Annotated in this window: 20 protein-coding genes; 8 read left to right on the top strand and 12 right to left on the bottom strand. The window is 69.7% G+C overall.

Annotated features, from left to right (window positions below):
• Nucleotides 1-42: 42 nt before the first annotated feature.
• Complete coding sequence (locus tag ACYSUO_RS19055) at nt 43-507, top strand: RrF2 family transcriptional regulator (RefSeq protein WP_326023324.1); 465 nt, start codon at nt 43-45, stop codon at nt 505-507.
• On the opposite strand, the gene ACYSUO_RS19050 is transcribed toward ACYSUO_RS19055, so the two are convergent.
• A complete protein-coding gene (locus ACYSUO_RS19050; protein ID WP_461777336.1) occupies nt 504-1,721 on the bottom strand; it encodes a pyridoxal phosphate-dependent aminotransferase in 1,218 nt (405 codons plus the stop codon). The genes ACYSUO_RS19055 and ACYSUO_RS19050 overlap by 4 nt on opposite strands.
• 169 nt (nt 1,722-1,890) lie before the next feature.
• On the opposite strand from ACYSUO_RS19050, the gene ACYSUO_RS19045 reads away from it, so the two are divergent.
• Nucleotides 1,891-2,916, top strand: a complete 1,026-nt coding sequence (locus tag ACYSUO_RS19045) for an arabinan endo-1,5-alpha-L-arabinosidase (RefSeq protein ID WP_461777335.1) — start codon at nt 1,891-1,893, stop codon at nt 2,914-2,916.
• A gap of 63 nt (nt 2,917-2,979) precedes the next feature.
• On the opposite strand, the gene ACYSUO_RS19040 is transcribed toward ACYSUO_RS19045, so the two are convergent.
• From ACYSUO_RS19040 to ACYSUO_RS19010, 7 genes are all read right to left on the bottom strand, one after another.
• Nucleotides 2,980-4,152, bottom strand: coding sequence for an aldose epimerase family protein (locus ACYSUO_RS19040; protein WP_461777334.1), 1,173 nt, complete (start codon nt 4,150-4,152; stop codon nt 2,980-2,982).
• Nucleotides 4,153-4,187: 35 nt separating this feature from the next.
• A complete protein-coding gene (gene mmsB / locus ACYSUO_RS19035) occupies nt 4,188-5,441 on the bottom strand; it encodes a multiple monosaccharide ABC transporter permease (protein WP_461777333.1) in 1,254 nt (417 codons plus the stop codon).
• Nucleotides 5,438-6,988, bottom strand: coding sequence for a multiple monosaccharide ABC transporter ATP-binding protein (mmsA, locus tag ACYSUO_RS19030; RefSeq protein WP_461777332.1), 1,551 nt, complete (start codon nt 6,986-6,988; stop codon nt 5,438-5,440). Before mmsA ends, mmsB begins: the two co-directional genes overlap by 4 nt.
• A 30-nt stretch (nt 6,989-7,018) precedes the next feature.
• A complete protein-coding gene (gene chvE, locus ACYSUO_RS19025) occupies nt 7,019-8,134 on the bottom strand; it encodes a multiple monosaccharide ABC transporter substrate-binding protein (protein WP_461777331.1) in 1,116 nt (371 codons plus the stop codon).
• Nucleotides 8,135-8,270: 136 nt separating this feature from the next.
• On the bottom strand, nt 8,271-9,227 hold the full coding sequence (locus ACYSUO_RS19020) for a hypothetical protein (protein ID WP_461777330.1): 957 nt from the start codon (nt 9,225-9,227) through the stop codon (nt 8,271-8,273).
• A 188-nt stretch (nt 9,228-9,415) separates the two neighbouring features.
• Nucleotides 9,416-10,423 carry a zinc-dependent alcohol dehydrogenase gene (locus ACYSUO_RS19015; RefSeq protein ID WP_461777329.1) on the bottom strand — a complete coding sequence of 336 codons (1,008 nt, stop codon included), beginning with the start codon at nt 10,421-10,423 and terminating at the stop codon, nt 9,416-9,418.
• Nucleotides 10,420-11,577: a mandelate racemase/muconate lactonizing enzyme family protein gene (locus ACYSUO_RS19010; protein ID WP_461777328.1), complete on the bottom strand. Its 1,158-nt coding sequence runs from the start codon at nt 11,575-11,577 to the stop codon at nt 10,420-10,422. Before ACYSUO_RS19010 ends, ACYSUO_RS19015 begins: the two co-directional genes overlap by 4 nt.
• A 203-nt stretch (nt 11,578-11,780) precedes the next feature.
• On the opposite strand from ACYSUO_RS19010, the gene ACYSUO_RS19005 reads away from it, so the two are divergent.
• Nucleotides 11,781-12,440, top strand: coding sequence for an SCO2400 family protein (locus ACYSUO_RS19005; protein WP_461777327.1), 660 nt, complete (start codon nt 11,781-11,783; stop codon nt 12,438-12,440).
• A gap of 33 nt (nt 12,441-12,473) precedes the next feature.
• On the opposite strand, the gene ACYSUO_RS19000 is transcribed toward ACYSUO_RS19005, so the two are convergent.
• A complete protein-coding gene (locus ACYSUO_RS19000; RefSeq protein WP_461777326.1) occupies nt 12,474-12,923 on the bottom strand; it encodes a MarR family winged helix-turn-helix transcriptional regulator in 450 nt (149 codons plus the stop codon).
• 125 nt (nt 12,924-13,048) lie between these two features.
• Here ACYSUO_RS19000 and ACYSUO_RS18995 point away from each other — a divergent pair, with 125 nt between their 5' ends.
• From ACYSUO_RS18995 to ACYSUO_RS18985, 3 genes are all read left to right on the top strand, one after another.
• Complete coding sequence (locus ACYSUO_RS18995; protein ID WP_461777325.1) at nt 13,049-14,074, top strand: NADP-dependent oxidoreductase; 1,026 nt, start codon at nt 13,049-13,051, stop codon at nt 14,072-14,074.
• A 158-nt stretch (nt 14,075-14,232) separates the two neighbouring features.
• On the top strand, nt 14,233-14,655 hold the full coding sequence (locus tag ACYSUO_RS18990; protein WP_461777324.1) for an organic hydroperoxide resistance protein: 423 nt from the start codon (nt 14,233-14,235) through the stop codon (nt 14,653-14,655).
• 54 nt (nt 14,656-14,709) lie between these two features.
• A complete protein-coding gene (locus ACYSUO_RS18985) occupies nt 14,710-15,630 on the top strand; it encodes an EI24 domain-containing protein (RefSeq protein ID WP_461777323.1) in 921 nt (306 codons plus the stop codon).
• Between the two features lie 15 nt (nt 15,631-15,645).
• Here the strand turns inward: ACYSUO_RS18985 and ACYSUO_RS18980 are convergent, their stop codons facing one another.
• Nucleotides 15,646-16,212, bottom strand: a complete 567-nt coding sequence (locus tag ACYSUO_RS18980; RefSeq protein ID WP_461777322.1) for a TetR/AcrR family transcriptional regulator — start codon at nt 16,210-16,212, stop codon at nt 15,646-15,648.
• Nucleotides 16,213-16,341: 129 nt separating this feature from the next.
• Between ACYSUO_RS18980 and ACYSUO_RS18975 the strand changes: the two genes are divergently transcribed.
• Nucleotides 16,342-18,792 (top strand): beta-glucosidase family protein, encoded by a 2,451-nt coding sequence (locus ACYSUO_RS18975; RefSeq protein ID WP_461777321.1) that lies wholly within the window; start codon nt 16,342-16,344, stop codon nt 18,790-18,792.
• 101 nt (nt 18,793-18,893) lie between these two features.
• Here ACYSUO_RS18975 and ACYSUO_RS18970 read toward each other — a convergent pair whose 3' ends face one another.
• Both ACYSUO_RS18970 and ACYSUO_RS18965 read right to left on the bottom strand, forming a co-directional pair.
• Nucleotides 18,894-19,892: an aldose epimerase family protein gene (locus tag ACYSUO_RS18970; RefSeq protein ID WP_461777320.1), complete on the bottom strand. Its 999-nt coding sequence runs from the start codon at nt 19,890-19,892 to the stop codon at nt 18,894-18,896.
• Nucleotides 19,893-19,938: 46 nt separating this feature from the next.
• A complete protein-coding gene (locus ACYSUO_RS18965; protein ID WP_461777319.1) occupies nt 19,939-20,862 on the bottom strand; it encodes an SGNH/GDSL hydrolase family protein in 924 nt (307 codons plus the stop codon).
• A 351-nt stretch (nt 20,863-21,213) separates the two neighbouring features.
• Between ACYSUO_RS18965 and ACYSUO_RS18960 the strand changes: the two genes are divergently transcribed.
• Complete coding sequence (locus tag ACYSUO_RS18960; RefSeq protein ID WP_461777318.1) at nt 21,214-21,708, top strand: DUF3145 domain-containing protein; 495 nt, start codon at nt 21,214-21,216, stop codon at nt 21,706-21,708.
• Nucleotides 21,709-21,745: the final 37 nt, after the last annotated feature.

Raw genomic sequence — 21,745 nt, 5'->3', positions numbered from 1 at the left:
TCCACCGCACCGTGCGCCGCGAACGTCCACCACAATGTGCGCATGAGGATCTCCGCCCGCGCCGACTACGCCGTACGTGCCTGCCTGGAAATCACCGTTCATGCCGAGGGGGACGGTGTCCCGATCAAGGCCGAGGCCGTCGCCGCGGCGCAGGAGATTCCGCACAAGTTCCTGGAGGGGATCCTCAGCGATCTGCGGCGCGGCTGCATCGTCGTGAGCAAGCGGGGTGGGAACGGGGGGTATCTGCTGGCCCGGCCCGCCGCCGAGATCACCGTCGCCGATGTCGTACGCGCCGTGGAGGGGCCCATCGTCTCCGTGCGGGGTGAGCGGCCGAACGCGCTCAGCTACACCGGTCCCGCCGAACCGCTGCTCCCGCTGTGGGTGGCGCTGCGGGCCAACGTGCGCAAGATCCTGGAGGGCGTCACGCTCGCCGATCTCGCGCACGACCGGCTGCCGGACCCGGTGAAGGAACTGGCCGAGGATCCCGCCGCCTGGCGCAACCCCTAGGAACCCACCGATGTGATCAGGCGGTCGACCGCCGCCGTGCCCGAGCTGTAGGTGGTCCCTCCGCTCAGCTCGGGCACGGCGACTCCATTCCCGCTCCCCATGAGCGACTCCAGGCCGGCCACCAGGCGCAGGACGTCCGGTTGGGGTCGCACCACGAGGCGCAGGAAGCTGCTGGACGAGCCGATCTTGTTGCCGCACTCGCGGACCAGGACACTGTGCTCGGCGAGCAGCCGGTCGCGGACCGCCACGCCGTCGACGCCGTCCGGCAGGCGCACGTAGAGGAAGTTGCCCTGCGAGGGGTAGACGGTGAGCGGGCGCAGGCGCGCCAGGTGCCAGCGCATCTCCTGGCGGTCGCGGGTCACCTGGCGGAGGCTGTCGGCGTACTCCTGGCGGTGCTCGCGGAGCATGAAGACGACGGTCTCCGCGAAGGAGTTGAGGTTCCATTTGGGGAGCGCCGAGCGGACCCGGCCGGCCAGGCCCGGGTTCGCGACCAGGTAGCCGAAGCGGACCCCGTGCAGGCCGAAGTTCTTGCCGAGGCTGCGCAGCACGATCACGTTCGGGCGGAGTACCGCTTCCTGTACGAGGCTGGGGTCCTGCCCGCCGTCGGCGTCGGCGAAGTCGAGGAACGACTCGTCGATGACGATCAGGTCCAGGTGGCGCAGCTCGTCGACGAGGGAGAGCAGGGCCCGGCGGGTGAGCAGGCCGCCGTCCGGGTTGTTCGGGTTGCAGACGACGGCGACCCGTGAGCCGCGCGCGTGGATGAACTCCGCGTACGCGGCCGGGTCGAGCGCGAACCCGTCGCGCTCGGGCAGCGGGAACATGTCGACCCGCTTGCCCGTCTCCATCGGCTGGTCCGTCCACCGGCCGAACGTCGGCACCGGCACGGCGAGGGAGTCGCGGACCAGCAAGTGGTCGATCCAGGTGATGAGTTCGGTCGAGCCGTTGCCCATCGCCACGGTCTGCGGATTGAGGCCGAGGACCTGGCACAGCTCGGCGGTGATGTGCTCGGCGCTGCTCGGGTAGTACGTCAGGATCTCGTGCAGCCGGGCGCGGAGTGTCTCCAGCATCGCGGGGGTGGGGAAGTAGGGGTTGCAGGGGATGCAGAAGTCGACGACCCCGCCGCTGCCGCCGCCCGCTCCGGCCCGCGTCAGCTGGCCGTACGACGGGGAGTGGGCCGTCGAGCCCTGGAACAGCGAGACGACGCTTCCGCTCATCACATGCCTCCCATCGGCCGGGTGGGTGTCGGGCATCAGTACGGGGGTGTGCCGGCCGGTGTTCAGCGCGTGGGGCGAATGTGACGTGCGTGACGCCGCACCCCCCCCGCCCCAGCAACCTCAGCCCCGCCCACGGCAACCTCCACCCCCTCCGCGGCGACTCACCGGCATGAAGGATGAAACCCCCACACGAAGAGCGCGCGTCCGCCGCCACGCACTGCGCAAGCGCCGCCTGCTCCCGGTGCTCGCCACCGCCGTCGCCGCCGCGACCGCCTACGCCCTCGTCCCCGGCAGCGCCCACGCCGCCTACCCCGGTTCCGGCGTCCTCACCGGCGACGTATCGGTGCACGACCCGTCGATGATCAAGACGTCGAGCGGCTACGTCGTCTACTCCACGCACAACGGCGTCGAGGCCCGCACCTCCACCGACCGCACGGCGTTCAAGCGCGCGGGCGCCGCCTTCACGACGCTCCCGTCGTGGTGGTCGACGTACAACCCGGACAAGGACGTGTGGGCGCCCGACGTCTCGTACCACGGCGGCAAGTACCTGATGTACTACTCCGTCTCGACCTTCGGCTCGACGCATTCGGCGATCGGCTTCGCGACATCGCCGAGTGGGCAGCCCGGCACCTGGACCGACCACGGCGTTGTGCACGCCACGACCACGTCCTCCGGTTACAACGCCATCGACCCGAACCTCTTCGTGGACGGCGACGGCAAGTGGTGGCTGTCGTTCGGGAGTTGGTCCTCCGGCATCAAGATGATCAGGCTCGACCCGTCGACGGGCAAGCAGTACGCCGCCGACAAGGCCGTCCGCTCGCTGGCCGCCAGGCCGACGGGCACGAAGGCCGTCGAGGGCCCCGCGGTCGTCAAGCACGGCGCGTACTACTACCTCTTCGCCTCGTACGACACCTGCTGCGCCGGCACCTCGTCCACGTACAAGATCAAGGTGGGCAGGGCGAGTTCGCCGACCGGACCCTACGTCGACAAGAACGGCGTCCGGATGACGGAGAACGGCGGCACCGAGGTGCTTGCCACGCACGGCAAGTACATCGGGCCCGGCGGCCAGTCCGTCCTCTCCGACTCCGACGGCGATCTGCTCGTCTACCACTACTACGACGGGACGGACGGCGGGGCGCCCAAGATGGGCGTCAACCTGCTGAACTGGGGGAGCGGCTGGCCCGTCGCCTACTGAGGCCGGGCACGCGAACGGCCGGGACCCCGAAGGGCCCCGGCCGCCGCCGTGTTCAGAAACTGCTTACACGCCGAACGAGTGCACCGTCGTCGTCCGGTACGTCTCACCAGGACGCAGCACCGTCGAAGGGAACTTCGGCTGGTTCGGCGAGTCCGGGAAGTGCTGGGTCTCCAGGGCCAGTCCGTCGCCCTGCCGGTAGGTGCGCCCCGACTGGCCGACGAGCGTGCCGTCGAGGAAGTTGCCCGAGTAGAACTGCAGGCCCGGCTGGTCCGTGGCGATCTTCAGGCTGCGGCCGGAGCCCGGATCGCGCAGCGTCGCCACGAGGACCGGCTTCGCGGTGATGCCCTTGTCCATGACCCAGTTGTGGTCGAAGCCCTTGGCGGTGATCAGCTGCGGGTGGCTGGTGCGGATGTCGCGGCCGATCGCCTTCGCCTTGCGGAAGTCGAACGGGGTGCCCTGCACCTTCGCCAGCTCACCGGTCGGGATGAGCCCCGCGTCGGTGGGCGTGTAGCGGGAGGCGGCCAGCGTCAGCTCGTGATCGTAGATCGTGCCGCTGCCCTCGCCCGCGAGGTTGAAGTACGTGTGGTTGGTGAGGTTCACGACGGTCGCCTTGTCCGTCGTCGCCTCGTAGTCCACGCGCCAGTCGCCGCGCGCCGTCAGCGTGTACGTGACGGTCGTCTTCAGCGTGCCGGGGTAGCCCATCTCGCCGTCGACGGACGTGTAGTGCATGTGCAGGCCGACGTCGGAGCCGGAGGTGAAGGGCTCGATGTCCCACACCCGGGTGTTGAAGCCCTTGGCGCCGCCGTGCAGCGAGTTCTCGCCGTCGTTCACGGAGACCTGGTACGCCTTGCCGTCCAGGGTGAACTTCCCCTTGGCGATGCGGTTTCCGTAGCGGCCGATGGTGGCGCCGAAGAACGTGGTGCCCGCCACGTACTCCTCGACGGTGTCGTAGCCGAGGGAGACGTTCACGTACCGGCCGTGCCGGTCCGGGAGTTCGAGCGACTGGACGATGCCGCCGTAGTTCAGGACCTTCAGTCGAGTGCCGCCGTTCTCCAGCGACCAGCGGTAGATCTTCGTGCCGTCGGCGAGCTTGCCGAAGGACTCCTTCACGGGCTTCCTGCTTCCCGACGCGTTCGCGGAGGTGCTCCCCGACGCGTGTGCCGTGCCGCCGAGCGCGGTGGCTGCGACACCGGCCGCCGCGGCGGATGCCATGACCGTACGTCTGCTCAGTTCCATCTGTGCGGCTCCTGAAAGTGAGTAACGAAACTGACTTACGAACCGGACTTGCGCTTGTTCCACACGTCGAAGCCGACCGCGGCGAGCAGGGCCAGGCCCTTGATCACCGACTGCCAGTCGGAGCCGACGCCGAGCAGGTTCATGCCGTTGTTCAGCACGCCGAGGACGAGACCGCCGATGATCGCGCCGAGGATGGTGCCGACGCCGCCGCTCATCGACGCGCCGCCGATGAACGACGCGGCGATCGCCTCGAGTTCGAAGTTGAGGCCCGCCTTCGGCGAGGCCGCGTTCAGGCGGGCGGCGACGACCAGACCCGCCAGGGCCGCGAGCACGCCCATGTTCAGGAAGACGTAGAAGGTGACCTTCTTGTTCTTCACGCCGGAGAGCCTCGCCGCCGGCAGGTTGCCGCCGATCGCGTAGATGTGCCGCCCGAAGATCGAGTTGCGCATCACATAGCCGTAGCCGACCACCAGGACGCCGAGGACGATCAGGACGATCGGGGTGCCCTTGTAGCTGGCGAGCAGCAGCGTCACGACCGCGATCGCCGCGACGATCGCGACCAGCTTCAGCATGAACAGGTTGAACGGGACGACGTCCAGGGAGAATTCGCGCTGCCGGCGACGGTCGCGCAGCTCCTGCCACACCACGGCGGCGGCGAGCACGACGCCGAGCAGCAGGGTGAGGTTGTGGTAGTTGGTGTTCGGGCCGACCGCCGGCAGGAAGCCGTTGCCGAGACTCTGCAGGCCGTCCGGGAACGGGCCGAGCGTCTGCCCCTTGAGCAGGATCTCGGTGAGCCCGCGCCACACCAGCATGCCGGCCAGGGTCACGATGAACGACGGTATGCCGCCGTACGCGATGAGCCAGCCCTGGATCGAACCGGCGATGCCGCCCATCACCAGGCAGAGGATCATGGCGACGGGCCAGGACACGTCGTGGCTGACCGTGAGGACCGCCGCCATCGAGCCGACGAACGCCGTCAACGAGCCGACGGACAGGTCGATATGGCCCGCGATGATGACCAGCATCATGCCGATCGCGAGGATCAGGATGTAGCTGTTCTGCAGCACCAGGTTGGAGACGTTGCGCGGCAGGATCAGGTCACCGTCGGTCCACACGGCGAAGACGGCGACCAGCAGGCCGAGCGCGATCAGCATCCCGTACTGGCGCATGTTGCGGCGCATGCCGGCGACGACGAGCTGGAGCAGCCCGCCACCGGCCGCGTCGCCGGCCTTGCGCGGCGGCGGCGGTGGCGCGTCCGCCGGGACCTTGCTCGTGACGTTCGTGCTCATCGTGCTACCTCTTTGTCCTTCGTCATCAGTCGCATCAGCGATTCCTGCGTCGCCTCGGCGCGCGGCAGCTCGCCGGTCAGGCGGCCCGCGGCCATCGTGTAGATGCGGTCGCACATGCCGAGCAGTTCGGGCAGCTCGGAGGAGATGAAGACGACCGCCTTGCCCTCGGCGGCCAGCTTGTCGATGACCGTGTAGATCTCGTACTTGGCGCCGACGTCGATGCCACGCGTCGGCTCGTCGAGGATCAGCACATCGGGCCCGGCGAAGATCCACTTGCTGAGGACGACCTTCTGCTGGTTGCCGCCCGACAGCTTGCCCGCCGGCTCGAACACCGTGGGGGCCTTGATGTTCATCGACTTGCGGTAGCCCTCGGCGACCTGCCGCTCCTCGTGCTCGTCGACGATCCCGCGCTTGGCGACCTTGTCCAGGGCGCTCATCGTGATGTTGCGGCCGATGGTGTCGATGAGGTTGAGGCCGTAGTGCTTGCGGTCCTCGGTGACGTACGCGATCCCGTGGCCGACGGCGTCGGAGACGTGCCTGGTACGGATCTCCTTGCCGTCCTTCAGGACCACTCCACCCGCATACCTGCCGTACGTACGCCCGAAGACGTTCATCGCCAGCTCGGTGCGGCCCGCGCCCATCAGGCCCGCGATGCCGACGATCTCGCCGCGGCGCACACTGAGCGAGACGTCGTCGACGACCTTGCGCTCACGGTCGATGGGGTGGTGCACCGTCCAGTTGCGGATCTCCATGGCGGGCGCGGCGCCTGCCTCCGGCTGGTGCGGGGTGCGGTCGGGGAAGCGGTTGTCCAGGTCGCGGCCGACCATGCCGGAGATGATCCGGTCCTCGGTGGTCTCCGGGGCCCGCACATCGAGGGTCTCGACGGTGTGCCCGTCGCGCAGGATCGTCACCGAGTCGGCGACCTTGCGGATCTCGTTCAGCTTGTGCGAGATGATGATCGAGGTGATGCCCTGGTCCTTCAGCTCCAGGATCAGATCGAGGAGCGTGTCGGAGTCCTCGTCGTTCAGGGACGCCGTCGGCTCGTCCAGGATGAGCAGCTTCACCTCCTTGGCGAGCGCCTTGGCGATCTCCACGAGCTGCTGCTTGCCCACCCCGATGTCGGCGACGCGGGTGTTGGGGTTCTCGTTCAGGCCCACCCGGCGCAGCTGGCGCGTCGCGTGTCCCAATGTCTCGTGCCAGTTGATGAAGCCGCGGCTCGCGTGCTCGTTGCCGAGGAACATGTTCTCGGCGATCGACAGGAACGGCACGAGCGCCAGCTCCTGGTGGATGATGACGATGCCGCGCGCCTCACTGGCGTTGATGTCCTTGAACTCGCAGTGCTCCCCCTCGAAGAGGATGTCCCCTTCGTAACTTCCGTGCGGGTGGACGCCGGAGAGCACCTTCATGAGGGTGGACTTTCCGGCGCCGTTCTCCCCGCAGATGGCGTGGACCTCGCCGGGACGGACGCTCAGGGAGACGTCCGACAGCGCCTTGACGCCGGGAAAGGTCTTGACGATCGAGCGCATTTCCAGGACGGGTCCCGCCATGGTCGTGCCCTTCTCTGAGGCGTGGACGGGCTACTTCATGCCCAGGTCGGACTTGGTGTAGTAGCCGCTGTCGATCAGCGTCTTCTGGTAGTTGGTCTTGTCGACGCTGACCGGGGTCAGCAGGTACGAGGGGACGACCTTGGCGCCGTTGTCGTACGTCTTGGTGTCGTTGACCTTGGGCTTCTTGTCGTTGAGCACGTCGTCGACCATGTCCACCGAGACCTCGGCGAGCTTGCGGGTGTCCTTGTAGACGGTCGAGTACTGCTGGCCCGCGATGATCGACTTCACGGAGGCGACCTCGGCGTCCTGACCGGAGACCACCGGCAGCGGCTTCGCCTTCGTGCCGTAGTCGTCGGACTTCAGCGCCGACAGGATGCCGATGGAGATGCCGTCGTACGGCGAGAGCACCGCGTCGACCTTCTCGCTCTTGTACGTGGAGGTGAGGATGTCGTCCATGCGCTTCTGCGCGGTGGCGCCGTCCCAGCGCAGCGTCGTGACCTGGTTGAGCTTGGTCTGCCCCGACTTGACGACCAGCTGCTTCTTGTCGATGTACGGCTTGAGCACCGACATCGCGCCGTTGAAGAAGTACTTGGTGTTGTTGTCGTCGTTGGAACCGGCGAACAGCTCCAGGTTGAACGGGCCCTTCTTGCCGCTGTCGAGGCCCAGCTTCTTGACGATGGCGCCGGCCTGGAGCTGGCCGACCTTCTCGTTGTCGAACGTCGCGTAGTAGTCGACGTTCTTCGAGTCCAGGATCAGGCGGTCGTACGCGATCACCGGAATGTTCGCGTCCTTCGCCTCCTGCAGCACGTTGGTGAGCGACTTGTTGTCGATCGAGGCGATGATCAGCGCCGAGACGCCCTGGGTGATCATGTTCTCGATCTGGGAGACCTGCTGGTCGGGGTCGTCCTCACCGAACGCCAGCTTGGTCTTGTAACCCTTTGCCTTCAGCGACTTGACAACGTTATTGCCGTCGGCGATCCACCGCTCGGAGGACTTGGTCGGCATCGCGATGCCGACGGTGGAGCCCTTCGCGCTCTTCTTCTCGTCCTTGCTCCCGCCCTCGCCGCTCTGGCCGCAGGCGGACAGGGTGAGCGCGAGGGAGGCGGAGGCGGCTATCGCGGTGAGAACGGCTCGACGGTTTCGCATGGTCATCATCCTTGATGTGTGAGTGCACAAATGCGGGTGGTGCGAAGTCCCTTGCGCGGAGCGCGGGTTGACGAGTGCAGATGCGTTGGATTCTGCGCGGCCCTGTCCAGTTCTGGGAAGTTCCGTGCCCGGAACGTTATTGGCCCGTGTCGAACCGGCTCAGCGCTCCCGGCAGCCGCGAGCCCAGCGGCGACATCCCGCCGGCAGCCCCGTGCCGCTCCAGCAGGTCGAGCGCGAGCCGACCCCTGCGCACCCGCTCGCGGGCGGTGTCCAGGGTGACGTCGCGCAGCTGGGCGCCGTACGGGTAGATGGCCGGAGCCTTGGCGAGACCGAACTTCAGGTACAACGGGGCGCCGCGACGCACCAGTTCGGCGATCTCGTACATCCGGACATAGCCGCCGAGGTCGTCGGGAGCCTCGACGTACATGTCCATGGGCGCGCCGGAGACCCGCCGGATCTCGGTGAGATGCGCGAGCGTCAGATCACTCGGCACATTCAACGAGTCGGCCCCGAGCCGCTCGTACACGGCGTACGCGGCCGGGTTCACGGGCCCGACGAGCGCGGACACCTTGAGCGTGGTGTCGGCCGGGATGATGCCCTGGCTGCGCGCCCGGTGCAGCGTCCACAGCACGCCTTCGTCGGCGACGAGCAGGCACTTCACGCCCAACTCCGTGGCCCGCACGGCGTCCTCGACGCATCCGGCGACGGCGTCGTGCCCACGGGCGCGCAGCCCTGCGCCGCCCGAGTCGGTCCGCACGGAGGCGCCGGTGTCCCAGGTGCCGCGCGGCCCGGTGAACAGGCAGAGCTCGATGTCCCGTTCGGCGGTCGCCTCGACCATCTCCTGGATCTCGGCGTCCCGCAGCATCCAGATGCCGCTGCCTTGACTGATCCGGTGAATGGGCACGTCGAGCCGCGAGGACTCCTTGAGCACGGTGGCGACGGCCTCCGGCCCTTCGACCGACGGAATCTCGGTACGCCAGGTACCACCGTCGGGGAAGGCGTGCGGCGAGGCGTCGCCGGGCTCGTGCGCGGGAGCGCTGAGCCCGAGAGCGGAGAGAGCGGGTTCGCCGGGTCGGCGGGGTGTGTCGGTCACGGTGTTCCTTTACGAGTACGAGTCGTTCGACATTTCGGACGAGGTTCGGTTAAATCCAGCCCCGCCGGCGTTTGTGGCGCGGGGTCCGGGGCGGAGCCCCGCGGCCTCAACCACGGGGCGCGAAGCGCCATTTCGGGAAGGGGCGGGCATGGGGAAGAAAGCCCGCCGCAGGCGCAGCCGGCCCTCGACTAGGGCCGCAACAACACCTTGCCGACCGCAGGGTCCCCCGCCCCCACCCACTCGATCGCCTCGGCAAACCGCTCCAACGGCACCTGATGCGTCACCAGCGGCAACGGATCGAGCAACCCCGCCCCGAACATCCGCACCGCATGCCCCCACGCATCCGCCGCCGCCCCGAACACGGTCCGCACCTCCAACTGCCGCACCACAAGATCCGTCGGATCAAGACCCTCCGCCGCCCCGGCCGCCGGAATCCCGGTGAGCACGAGCCGCCCGCCCCGCCGCAGCAACGACGCGGCCGTACGCGCCGCCGAGGCGGACCCGGCGGTCTCGATGACGACGTCGAGGTCGTCCGGCAGCTCGTCCGTACGCAGCCGGAAATCGGTCCCGCCGAACTTCCGCGCCAGATCCTCCCGTTCCCCCCGCGTACCGACCACCACCAGCTCCGCAGGCGAGGCCGCCGCGAGGAACTGCACGGCGAACATCCCGAGCGTCCCGGTCCCGACCACCCCCACCCGCTCCCCGGGCCTCGCCTCCGCCTTGATCGCGGCGGCGGCGATGCACGCGGCCGGTTCGAGTAGCGCGGCGGCGGTGAGGTCGGCGTCGTCGGGCAGCGTGTGCAGCAGCCGCGCGGGAAGCGTCAACGTCGTTGCCATCGCGCCGGGTTGGGTGAACCCGGTCTCCTCGTACCCGTCGGTGCACAGCGTCGTCTCACCGGCATGGCACCGCGCGCACACCTGGCAGTTGCGGAACCCCTCGCCGACGACCTTCCGCCCGGCCAGGGACGCCGGCACCCCGGCGCCCACCGCGTCGACCACGCCGGACCACTCGTGCCCCGGCGTCAACGGGTAACGCACGTACCCCTCGGGCCTGTTGCCCTGGTACACCTCGCGGTCGCTGCCACAGATCCCCACGGCGTGCACCCGCACCTGCGCCTCGCCGGGGCCCGGCGCCGCGGGCTCGTGCGGCACGACCCGGTGCTTGCCCGGCGCCTCGACGACGACGGCGGAGCTCACGACGCCGCCTTCGGATCGCGCTTCTCCCAGCCCTCGGCCCACAGGTCGAACCGCGCCTGCTGCTGCGGGAATTCGGCCGCGGCGTCGACATCCAGCTCCACGCCGAGGCCCGGCTCGTGGGACAGCTCGAAGTAGCCGTCGACGACCTGCGGCGCCCCCTTCACGACCTTCTTGATCTCCGCGTCGGCGAAGTCGTTGAAGTGCTCGAGAATCTTGAAGTTGGGCGAGGTGAAGCCGACTTGGAGGGAGGCGGCGGTCAGCACAGGCCCGCCCACGTTGTGCGGAGCCACCAGCATGTAGTGCGTCTCCGCGGTGGCGGCCAGCTTCCGCGTCTCCCAGATGCCGCCGATGTGGCCGACGTCCGGCTGCAGAATGTCGACGGCCTGGTTCTCGAACAGCTCCCGGAACTCGATCCGGTCGTGGATCCGCTCACCGGTCGCCACCGGCATCTCCACCTTCGCGGCCACCTTCTCCAGCGCCTTGAGGTTCTCCGGCGGCACCGGCTCCTCCAGCCACGCCGGGTTGAAGGGCGCCAGGTCGCGGGCGAGCCGGATCGCCGTGGCGGGGGAGAACCGCCCGTGCATCTCCAGCATCAGCTCGGCGTCGGGCCCGATGGCGTCGCGCACGGCCTCGATCAACGAGACGGCGTACAGGGACTGTTCGTGGTCGAGCTCGAAGTGCCCGGTGCCGAACGGGTCGATCTTCAGCGCCTTGTACCCGCGCTCCATGACCGCCTGCGCAGCCTTGTGGTACGCCTCCGGCGTGCGCTCGGTGGTGTACCAGCCGTTCGCGTACGCCTTGACCTTGTCGGTCACCTTGCCGCCGAGCAGCTGCCACACCGGCACGCCGAGGGCCTTGCCCTTGATGTCCCAGCAGGCCATCTCGATCACGGCGATGCCGGACATGACGATCTCGCCGGCCCGGCCGTAGTCGCCGTACTTCATCCGCCGTACGAGGTCCTCGACGGCGAACGGGTCGGAGCCGACAATGTGGTTGGCCTGGGCCTCGTGCAAGTAACCGATGAGCGCATCGGTGTGGCCCAGCATCCGGGTCTCGCCGACACCGGTGAGTCCTTCGTCGGTGTGCACCTGTACGTAGGTCAGGTTCCGCCACGGAGTCCCGACCACGTGCGTGCTGATTCCCGTGATCCGCAAGGCAGTTGCCCCCTGTGCTGTTCGAAATTTCGTCACACGTTCGAAATGCTGGCGAGACAGTAAGTCGGCCTCACAGGGCTGTCAATGGGTCCGGACCGGACTGGGAGTGATCGAGGGCCGGTCGATCGGCGTCGCGTTCCGTGCAGAAGTTTCACAGGACAGGCATTTTCTCCCACCAGCCCCGCGCATAGCCTCCGTTGGTCATGGACGACTACTGCCATCCGTGCCGCAGACATCTCAACGGGGCCCTGGCCTGCCCGGGTTGCGGCACGCCGGAAGAGGCCGTGCGGGCCTACGGGGAGTGGGTCGCCTCGCACGAGGGGGCGGCGGAGGAGGAGCCGGGCCAGGAGACCGCGCCGGTCCGGGCGCGGGTCCGGCGCCGCGCGCACCGCTCGACACGCCGCTCCGCTCGGTCCCGGCGGCGCGGGCGCGTCCTCCTCACCACGGCGGGTATCGCGCTCGTCGCCGGCGGCGTCGGCCTCGGCGTCGCCCGGCTGGGGGAGGGGCCCTCCGGGGGTGGATCCCACGCCCAGGCGGCTCCCGACATCTCCGAGGCCCCTACGAAGGGCGCCGACTCCGTGTCCCCGTCCACCACGGCCGAACGCTCCACCCCACCCGCGTCCCGCGCCTCTCGTACGTCATCGGCCCCCGCCTCGACGCCACCGGAGCGCACACCGACCTCCGGTCCTGTGGACGCCGACACGACGCACCGGGCGACGCGCCCCGCCCCGACCACGTCCGAACCGCGCACCTCCGCGAGCTCCCGGCCGACGCCCTCACCCTCCCGCTCGTCGTCCGCCACGCCCACGGCGGAGCCGAGCCCTTCGGAGTCGTGCGAGCGCTTCCTGTGGTGGTGCACGTAGAGCGCTCCTGGCGGTGCGCGTAACGGGCTGCGGTCAGACCGCCCCGACGTCCGTCCCGAGCATCCGCCGCAACATGTCCCGGAACGCCACCCGCTCCTCCTGCGAAAGCCCGGCCAGCGGCTCCCGCGCGAAGTCGAGCGACTCGCGCAGGGCCCGCGCGATCCGCCGCCCCTCCGCGGTGGCGGCGGCCACCTTCACCCGGCGGTCGCCCGGCGAGGGCTGCCGCTCCACGAGGTCGCGGGCCTCCAGCCGGTCCACGATCCCCGTCACGTTCGACGGCTCGCACTTCAGCCGCTGCGCCACCTGCCGCATCGGCAGCGGTCCCAGGGACAGCAGCCCGAGCACCCGCGCCTGCGCCCCGGTGAGCCCGTGCCGCGAGGCGGCCTCCTCGTACTCCTGGTGGTAGCGCGCGACGATCTCCCCGATGAGCTCGACGACCTCGAGCGTGAGGGGGTCCGTGCGGGGGGTACGCGTGGCGGCCATACGCACCAGGGTACCCAGTTGCTTGACATCATGAAATATTCAGGAGCATTGTTGTTTCAGGTACTGAAGTATTTTTCGCATGCTTCGGCCCACGTGCTTCCGCCCCCTCGACAAAGGATCAGCGCATGACCGCCGACACCCCCCAGATCCCCACCACCGGCCGCGAGTGGGTCCTGCTCAGCCGCCCCGTCGGCTGGCCGAAGCCCGAGGACTTCGAGCTGCGCGAGGCCCCGGTGGCCGAGCCGGGCCCCGGCCAGGTCCTGGTCAAGAACCTGTACGTATCCGTGGACCCGTACATGCGCGGCCGGATGAGCGCCGCGAAGTCGTACGTCGCCCCGTACGAGCTGGGCAAGCCCATGCAGGCCGGCGCCGTCGGCGTCGTCCTCGCCTCGAACGACGAGGGCGTGTCCGTCGGCGACCACGTGCTGCACTTCTTCGGCTGGCGCGAGTACGCGACGTTCGACGCGAAGCAGGCCGTGAAGGTCGACCCGGATGCCGCGCCCCTGTCCACGTACCTCGGTGTGCTCGGCATGACGGGCCTCACCGCGTACGCGGGCCTGCTGCGCACGCTGGACTTCAAGGAGGGCGACAGCGTCTTCGTCTCCGGCGCGGCCGGTGCGGTCGGCGGTCAGGTCGGCCAGATCGCCAAGCTCAAGGGCGCCTCGCGCGTCATCGGCTCGGCCGGCTCGGACGAGAAGGTCAAGCTGCTCCTCGAGGAGTACGGCTTCGACGCCGCCTTCAACTACAAGACGGGCGACGTCCACACCCTCCTGAAGGAGGCGGCCCCCGACGGCATCGACGTCTACTTCGACAACGTCGGCGGTGACCACCTCGAGGCCGCCATCGCGCGCCTGAACCGCGACGGCCGCATCGCCATCTGCGGCCAGATCTCCGTCTACAACAACACGGAGCCGGCCCCGGGCCCGCGCAACCTCTCCCGCCTGATCCAGACCCGCGGCCGCATCGAGGGCTTCCTCGTCGGCGACCACTACGACCTGCAGCCGCAGTTCGTGCAGGAGGTCGGAGCGTGGGTCCGTTCCGGCGAGCTGAAGTACCGCGAGACGTTCGTCGAGGGCATCGAGAACAACCTGGAGGCGTTCCTCGGGGTACTGCGCGGCGACAACACGGGCAAGATGGTCGTCAAGCTCTGACGTTCCGCGCTTGATGTTCCGCGCTTGATGTTCCGCGTTCTTGCCGGGTGGCCCTCGTCCTCTGTGACGGGGGCCACTTTCGTTCCTCCGTGCATTCGATACGCTGCTTCCATCTAACGGATGACACTTTCCGCATTCTGGAATCAGGGAGTACGGCCATGGCCATCACGCAGTCCGACGTCGTCTACACCGCCACCGCCACCGCGGAGAACGGCCGCGACGGCCGCGTCTCCACCAGCGACGGCAAGCTCGACCTCGTCGTCAACCCGCCCAAGGAGCAGGGCGGCTCCGGCGCGGGCACCAACCCCGAGCAGCTCTTCGCGGCCGGCTACAGCGCCTGCTTCCAGGGCGCGCTCGCCGTCGTCGCCCGCCAGGAGGGCGCGGACGTGTCCGGCTCGACCGTCACGGCCAACGTCGGCATCGGCAAGAACGACGACGGCTTCGGCATCATCGTCGAGATCTCCGCCGCGATCCCGAACGTGGACGCGGCCACCGCCAAGTCCCTGGTCGAGAAGGCCCACCAGGTCTGCCCGTACTCCAAGGCCACCCGCGGCAACATCACGGTCACGCTCACCGTCTGAGCCTGATCCGCCGGTCTTTTCTGTGGGCCGGGCCCGTCCCGTAAGGTTTGCGCCATGCGTGATCTCGGGGCGGGCTTCGGCTATTTGATGAAGGGGCAGCGTTGGGTTGCCCAGCACGGAAAGCAGTACGGCTGGGGCCTGCTGCCGGGACTGATCACCCTCGTCCTGTACGCGGCGGCGCTGGTCTGCCTCGGTGTCTGGGGCGGCGACTTCATCTCCTGGTCCACCCCGTTCGCCGACGACTGGACCTCCCCGTGGCAGGGCGTCTTCCGCGGCTTCCTCACGGCGGTCCTCTTCGCCCTCGCCCTGCTCCTCGCGGTGCTCACCTTCACCGCGGTGACCCTGCTGATCGGCCAGCCCTTCTACGAGTCGCTGTCCGAGGAGGTCGACCGGGCCGAGAGCGGTGGGTACGCGCCGGAGTCCGGCCTCTCGCTCATGCGTGAACTGTGGATCTCGGCCCGCGACAGCCTGCGGCTGCTCGTGCGCGCCGTCCTGTGGGGGATCCTCCTCTTCGCGCTCGGATTCATCCCCTTCATCGGCCAGACCGTGATCCCGGTCATCGGCTTCTTCGTCACCGGCTACTTCCTCACGGAGGAGCTGACGTCGGTGGCGTGGCAGCGTCGCAACCGCGAAGTCCGTGAGCGCCTTGCGGTGTTGCGCTCGCGGCGGGGTCTCGCATGGGGTTTCGGTACGCCGCTGGCCCTCGCGTTCCTGGTCCCGTTCGTCGCGGTGTTCCTGATGCCCGGGGCGGTGGCGGGCGCGACGCTGATGGTCCGCGAGCTGGAGGGTGAATCGGGCGGCCCGGAACCGGCGCAGGCGCAGGCGCACGCGCAGACGCCGGGCCCCGAGGCGCAGTGGCCGGCCGCTTATGGCCAGGGCCAGGGGCAGGGGCCGGTTCAGGGTGCGCACGGCCAGGGGCAGGGTCAGAGCGCGCAGTGGTCGGGCCCGCAGCACGGCCAGGGCTGGACCAACTAGCCACATCGGCCCCGACTAGCCCTCCACGGCGAGCAGTTCCAGGAAGTCGCGCACCGCGCCGGGCATGTCCACGGCCTCCGGGTCGAGCAGCCACTGGTACTGCAGTCCGTCCAGCACCGCGACGAGCAGCGGCGCGGCCCGCTCGGGCGTGAGCCCGCCCGGCAGCCGCTCCCCGTACTCGGCGCGCAGCACCTCCGCCATCGCCCCCCGTACGTCGGCGTAGCGCCGCGTGAAGAACTCCCGCGCCGGGTGCCCCTCGGTCACCGACTCGCCGAGCAGCGCCGAGAAGGTCTGCACGATCGCGGGCCGCATCGCGTTGTACTCGACCAGCGTGCCGAGCAGATCGAGCCGCCACTGGCTGCTGGGTACCGAGTCCCACTGGTCGCGCTCCTCGAGGACGGCGACGAGCAGCGCCTCCTTCGTGGGGAAGTGGTGCAGCAGCCCCTGCTGGGTCAGCCCCACGCGCTCGGCCACCGCCGCCAGGCTCGCGCCCCGGTAGCCGCGCTCGGCGATGACGTCGAGCGCGGCCCGCAAGATCTCGGCCCGACGTTCCTGGCTCCTGGCGGTCCTGGTGCTGCTCATGCGGTCACGGTACGTCACGGCCGTGACATGCCCCGACCTCGTAGATTACGTAAAGGTAACGAAACCTACCGCTCTACAAGTAGCGGGTGCAGGATGGAGGTGCCCAGACTTCGACGAGGAGGTGCCGGCATGGCGCAGCAGGCGGACGACGGTAAGGGGCGGGCCGACCGGGCCCGCGAGGCGGCGGTCGAGGCCGCGCTCGGCAAGCTCGACCTGGACACCAAGGCCCGGCTGCTCGGCGGCCAGGACATGTGGTCGCTCCCCGCGGTCCCCGACATCGGCCTGAAGTCCCTCGTCATGTCCGACGGCCCCATCGGCGTGCGCGGAGTGCGCTGGAGCGCCGACGACCCGTCGATCGCGCTGCCGTCCCCGACCGCGCTCGGCGCCACCTGGGACCCCGAACTGGCCCGCCGTGCAGGCGAGTTGCTCGCCCAGGAGGCCCGCCGCAAGGGCGTCCACGTGCTGCTCGCCCCGACCGTGAACCTGCACCGCTCCCCGCTCGGCGGCCGCCACTTCGAGACGTACAGCGAGGACCCGTACCTCGCCGGGGTCATGGGCACCGGCTACGTCCAAGGCGTGCAGTCCGGCGGCGTCGGCACCACCATGAAGCACTACGTGGCGAACGACGCCGAGACGGACCGCTTCACGGTGAACAACCTGGTATCCGAACGGGCCCTGCGCGAGCTGTACTTGGCGCCCTTCGAGGCCATCGTCAAGAACGCCCACCCGTGGGGCGTCATGACCGCCTACAACTCGGTCAACGGCACCTCGATGACCGAACACCGCTACCTCGTCAACGAGATCCTGCGCGGCGAATGGGGCTTCGACGGCTTCAACGTCTCCGACTGGATGGCCGCCCGCTCGACCGTCGGGGACATCAAGGGCGGCCTGGACGCCGCGATGCCCGGCCCGCAGACGGTGTACGGCCCGGCCCTCGTGGAGGCCGTCCGCTCCGGCGAGGTCGACGAGTCCGAGGTCGACGGGGCCGTACGCAATGTGCTGCGGCTCGCCGCCCGCGTCGGCGCCCTGGAAGGCGCGGAACCCGTCGTGCCTCTTTCGGGGCTTCCGGCGGAGGTCGACGGCGAGGCCCTGGCCCGCGAGATCGCCCACCGCGCCTTCGTCCTTGTCCGTAACTCCGGGGTGCTGCCGCTGAGTTCGGACGCCCGGGTCGCCCTCATCGGGGCCGCCGCGCGCGACGCCCGCGTCCTCGGCGGCGGCTCAGCCACCGTCTTCCCGTCCCGAATCGTCTCGCCGCTCGACGGGTTGACCGCCGCGCTGCCCTCGCTGACCTACAGCGTCGGCGCCGACCCGAGCGATGAACTGGCCGTCGCCGACAAGGGGTTCACGCTCCGCGCCGTCTGCCGCGACGCCGAAGGCGCCGTCCTGGGGGAGGGCACGCTCCCGAACGGCCAGGTCCAGTGGCTGGGCGACGACCTGCCCGCCGGCGTCACCCACGAGGCCCTGCACAGCATCGAGGTGACCGGCACCTTCACGCCGCGCGAGAGCGGCGACCACGCCTTCGGAACGCGCGGCCTCGGCGCCTTCACCCTCACCGTCGACGGCACCGTCCTGTACGAGGGGGTGCAGGCCATGGGCCCCGAGTCCGACCCCTTCGAAGCCTTCTTCGGCGCCCCGGTGGAACGCGGCAAGGTGACGCTCGCGGGCGGGCAGCCGGTCGAGATCTCCCTGCTCCACACCCTCGACAAGTCCCTCGCGATGCCGCTGCCCGCGGTGCTGTTCAGCCTCGTGCACCTCGACCCGCGTCAGGACGAGGACACCCTGCTCGCCGAGGCCGTCGCCGCCGCGCGCGACGCCGAGGTCGCCGTCGTCGTGGTCGCCACGACGGACCGCGTGGAGTCCGAGGGCTTCGACCGCGCCGACCTCCGACTCCCGGGCCGCCAGGACGAGTTGGTGCACGCGGTGGCCGCCGCCAACCCGAACACCGTGGTCGTCGTCAACTCCGGCTCCCCGGTGGAGATGCCGTGGCGCGAGGACGTCGCCGCCGTGCTGCTGTCGTGGTTCCCCGGCCAGGAGGGCGGCGCGGCCCTCGCCGACGTCCTCACGGGTGCCGAGGAACCGGGCGGCCGCCTCCCCACCACGTGGGGCTCGCTGGCCGACGCCCCGGTCACCCAGGTGACCCCGGTCGACGGCGAACTCCCGTACACCGAGGACGTCTTCATCGGCTACCGCGCCTGGGAGAGGTCGGGCGCGGTCCCCGCCTACCCCTTCGGCCACGGCCTCGGCTACACCGACTGGACGTACGAGTCGCTCGAGGTCCACGGCACCACGGCCACGGTCCGCGTCCGCAACACGGGCTCCCGCCCCGGCCGCGAGGTCGTCCAGCTTTACCTGTCCCTGGTCGACCACGACGAGACCCGCCCCTCCCGCTGGCTCGCCGGCTTCACCACGGTCACCGCGGCCCCCGGCGAAACCGCCTCGGCCACCATCGACCTCCCCCGCCGCGCCTTCGAAACCTGGGACGAGACGACGCACACATGGTCCTTGGGAACCGGCCCGTACGAACTCCTGGCAGGCCGCTCCCTGACGGACATCCGCCAATCGAGCCTCTGCACTCCTTAAAGCCCCTGCGGCGATTGAGCAGCGGGGTTTGGGGCATAGCCCCGATCTTTTCAGCCCCGCCGGCGATTGAGGCGCGGGGTCCGGGGCAGAGCCCCGAGTCGTCAACCCCGGTTCCCGAACCGATACACCGTCTGCGACCGGTACACGCCCCCCGGCCGCAGCACGGTCGACGGAAACTCCGCCCGATTCGGCGAATCCGGAAAGTGCTGCGTCTCCAACGCGATCCCGTCCCCGGGCGCAAACGGCAGCGCCGCATCGAACCCGTCCGACGTATACAACTGCACACCCGGCTCGGTCGTCCCCACCACCAGCACCCGCCCCGACGCCGGATCCCGCAACTCGGCCACCTCCACGGCCTCGCCGCCAACGCCCTTGTCGAGCACATAGTTGTGGTCGTACCCGCCCCCCACCTTCCGGCTCTCCCGGAAGTCGAACCGCGTCCCGCCCACATCAACCAGCTCCCCGGTCGGAATGAGCCCTTCGTCGACGGCCGTCACCCGCCCACCGTCGATCCGCAGCTCATGACCGCCCGCGCTCCCGGACGCGGCCCCGCCGAGATTCCAGTACGTGTGATTGGTCAGGTTCAGATGCGTCGGCGCATCGGTCACGGCCTCGTACGAGATCCGCAGCGCCCCACCCGCCTCCAACGCGTACGTCACCGAGACCTCGACCCGCCCGGGGAACCCCTCCTCGCCGTGCGGCGACACACGGCTCAGCCGCACCCCGTGCTCGCCGACGGCCTCGGCGTCCCACACCCGCTTGTCGAAGCCGCGCTCACCGCCGTGCAGCGAATTCGGACCGTTGTTCTGCGCGAGGTGGTAGATCCGCTCGTCCAGCGTGAACCGGCCGCCGGCGATCCGGTTCGCGTACCGCCCGACCACCGCGCCCAGATACGGCTCCGGGTGCGTCAGATACCCGTCGAGATCGGCGAACCCGAGCACCACGTCGGCCACGGCGCCGTCCCGGTCGGGCACCTCCACCGACTGCAGGATCCCGCCGTACGTCAGGATGCGTACCCGCACTCCGTCCCGCTCCAGGGTCCAACGGTGGACGGGCGTGCGGTCGGGGTCGGGCAGGGTGCCGAAGAGTTCGCTGCTCATGATCGCGACCCTACGCCCGCGCGCCCGGTCCCTGGTCGGGAGGTTGCTACGGCCGTTCGGCCGTCACCCCGCGGTACGCGAGCGCGGCGAGCCGGGCCTGCCCGTTCACGCTCGGGTGGAACCAGTCCCACTCGCTCAACTGCGCCTGCCCGAACTTGTACCCGAACACGGCCCCGCCGTCGTACCGGCACTTCTTGTCCTTCGCGCAGACCTCGCGCAGCACGTCGTTGTACGCCCTCACGCGCGCCTGCACGGAGTCCCGCCGCGCGGTGGCCGCGGCGTTCAGATCGTCCGGATCGGCCAGCATCGACGCGCAGATGCCGAGCTTCCACACCTGCTTGCCCAGCGGGTTCGCCCGCCCCTGCGACCAGAGCCGCTTCAGATCCGGCACGCTCAGGACGTACACCTGTGCCTTGGGCGCCGTGCGCCGCAACTGGCGCAGGGATTCCTCGAAGTCGGCCCGGAAGTCCGCGACAGGGGTCATTCCGGCGGCCGTGGGCCGGCACGCGTCGTTCGAGCCGGCCATGACCGTCACGAGTTCCGGCTTCTCGGCCGCCGCCAGGCTCATCTGCGCGGGCAGATCGGCCATTCGCGCCCCGGTCCGCGCGTGGTTCCAACTGTGCGTCCTGGCGCGACTCTCACCGAGCAACCGCACGGCGAGACTCTTGACCGACTTGTCCGTCCCCGTCGCCCACGACACCTTGGGGCAGTCGGAGAGCACCGAACACGCGTCGAAGCCGCGCGTGATCGAGTCACCCACCGCGGCAACCGACCGGGGCTTCGTGTCCCACGTGGGAGTGGGCTTCGGCGACGGCTTCGCGGAGCTAGGGGAGCCGGAGGGGCCGGGAGAGTTGTCACCCGTGGCGTCGCACGCGACGAGCGAGCCGGCTCCGATCACGGCCGCCGTCACAGCGGCGACAGCGGCCCGAACGGCGAACGGCCGGTCGCCACGGTCGCTACGCTTCCGCATCGGCCCTCCTGCCTCTCGCTCGCCCTCACCACCCTTACCCGACCCGTCTGACGTCGCCCGCGGGGGCGGGGTTGCCTCCCGCCGGGTGAAAGGTCGGTGTTTGTGAGCCCCGGGACCGACAGTACGTCACACTCCTTGCGCTGCTGCGCGATAGCCTCGCCCCGGGATCCCCGGTCGACCCACTGGGGGCCCGCTGTACCGGTTCCGCTAAATTACTACACGTCAGATGTGTCCCTTTTTGTCTGGACCTTTTCGTTCCGGACAAGGTCGTTCAGGACAAGAGGGAAGAAGGCTCGGCACGGGCGCGAGGCCGCTGGGGAAGGCGAACCTCGACCCACACTGGAGGTCCCGGTGACGACACGTGGAGTTCTGTACGTGCACTCCGCTCCGCGCGCGCTGTGCCCGCACGTCGAATGGGCGGTCGCGGGCGTACTCGGCGCGCGCGTCAGCCTCGACTGGATCAGGCAGCCCGCGGCGCCGGGCACCTGGAGATCAGAGTTCTCCTGGCGGGCCGAGGCGGGCACCGCGGCCAAGCTGGCGTCCGCGCTGCGCGGTTGGCAGCTGCTGCGCTTCGAGGTGACGGCCGAACCTTGCGCCGCCGCCGAGGGCGAGCGCTACAGCGCCACCCCCGAACTCGGCATCTTCCACGCCATCACCGGCGTCCACGGCGACATCCTCATCCCGGAGGACCGCCTGCGCGCCGCACTGACCCGCTCCAAGGCCGGCGAGACGGACCTGGAGGCCGAACTGGCCTCCCTCCTCGGCAAGCCCTGGGACGACGAACTGGAGCCCTTCCGCTACGCCGGCGAAGGCGCCCCAGTCCGCTGGCTCCACCAGGTGGTGTAATCCCGCACGGGGATCTGCTTTTCAGGGGCGCGGGGAA

The organism is Streptomyces sp. UC4497 (genome assembly GCF_054871485.1).
The sequence above is the reverse complement of the archived record's forward strand: the minus strand, read 5'-3'. Positions and strand labels throughout refer to the sequence as shown.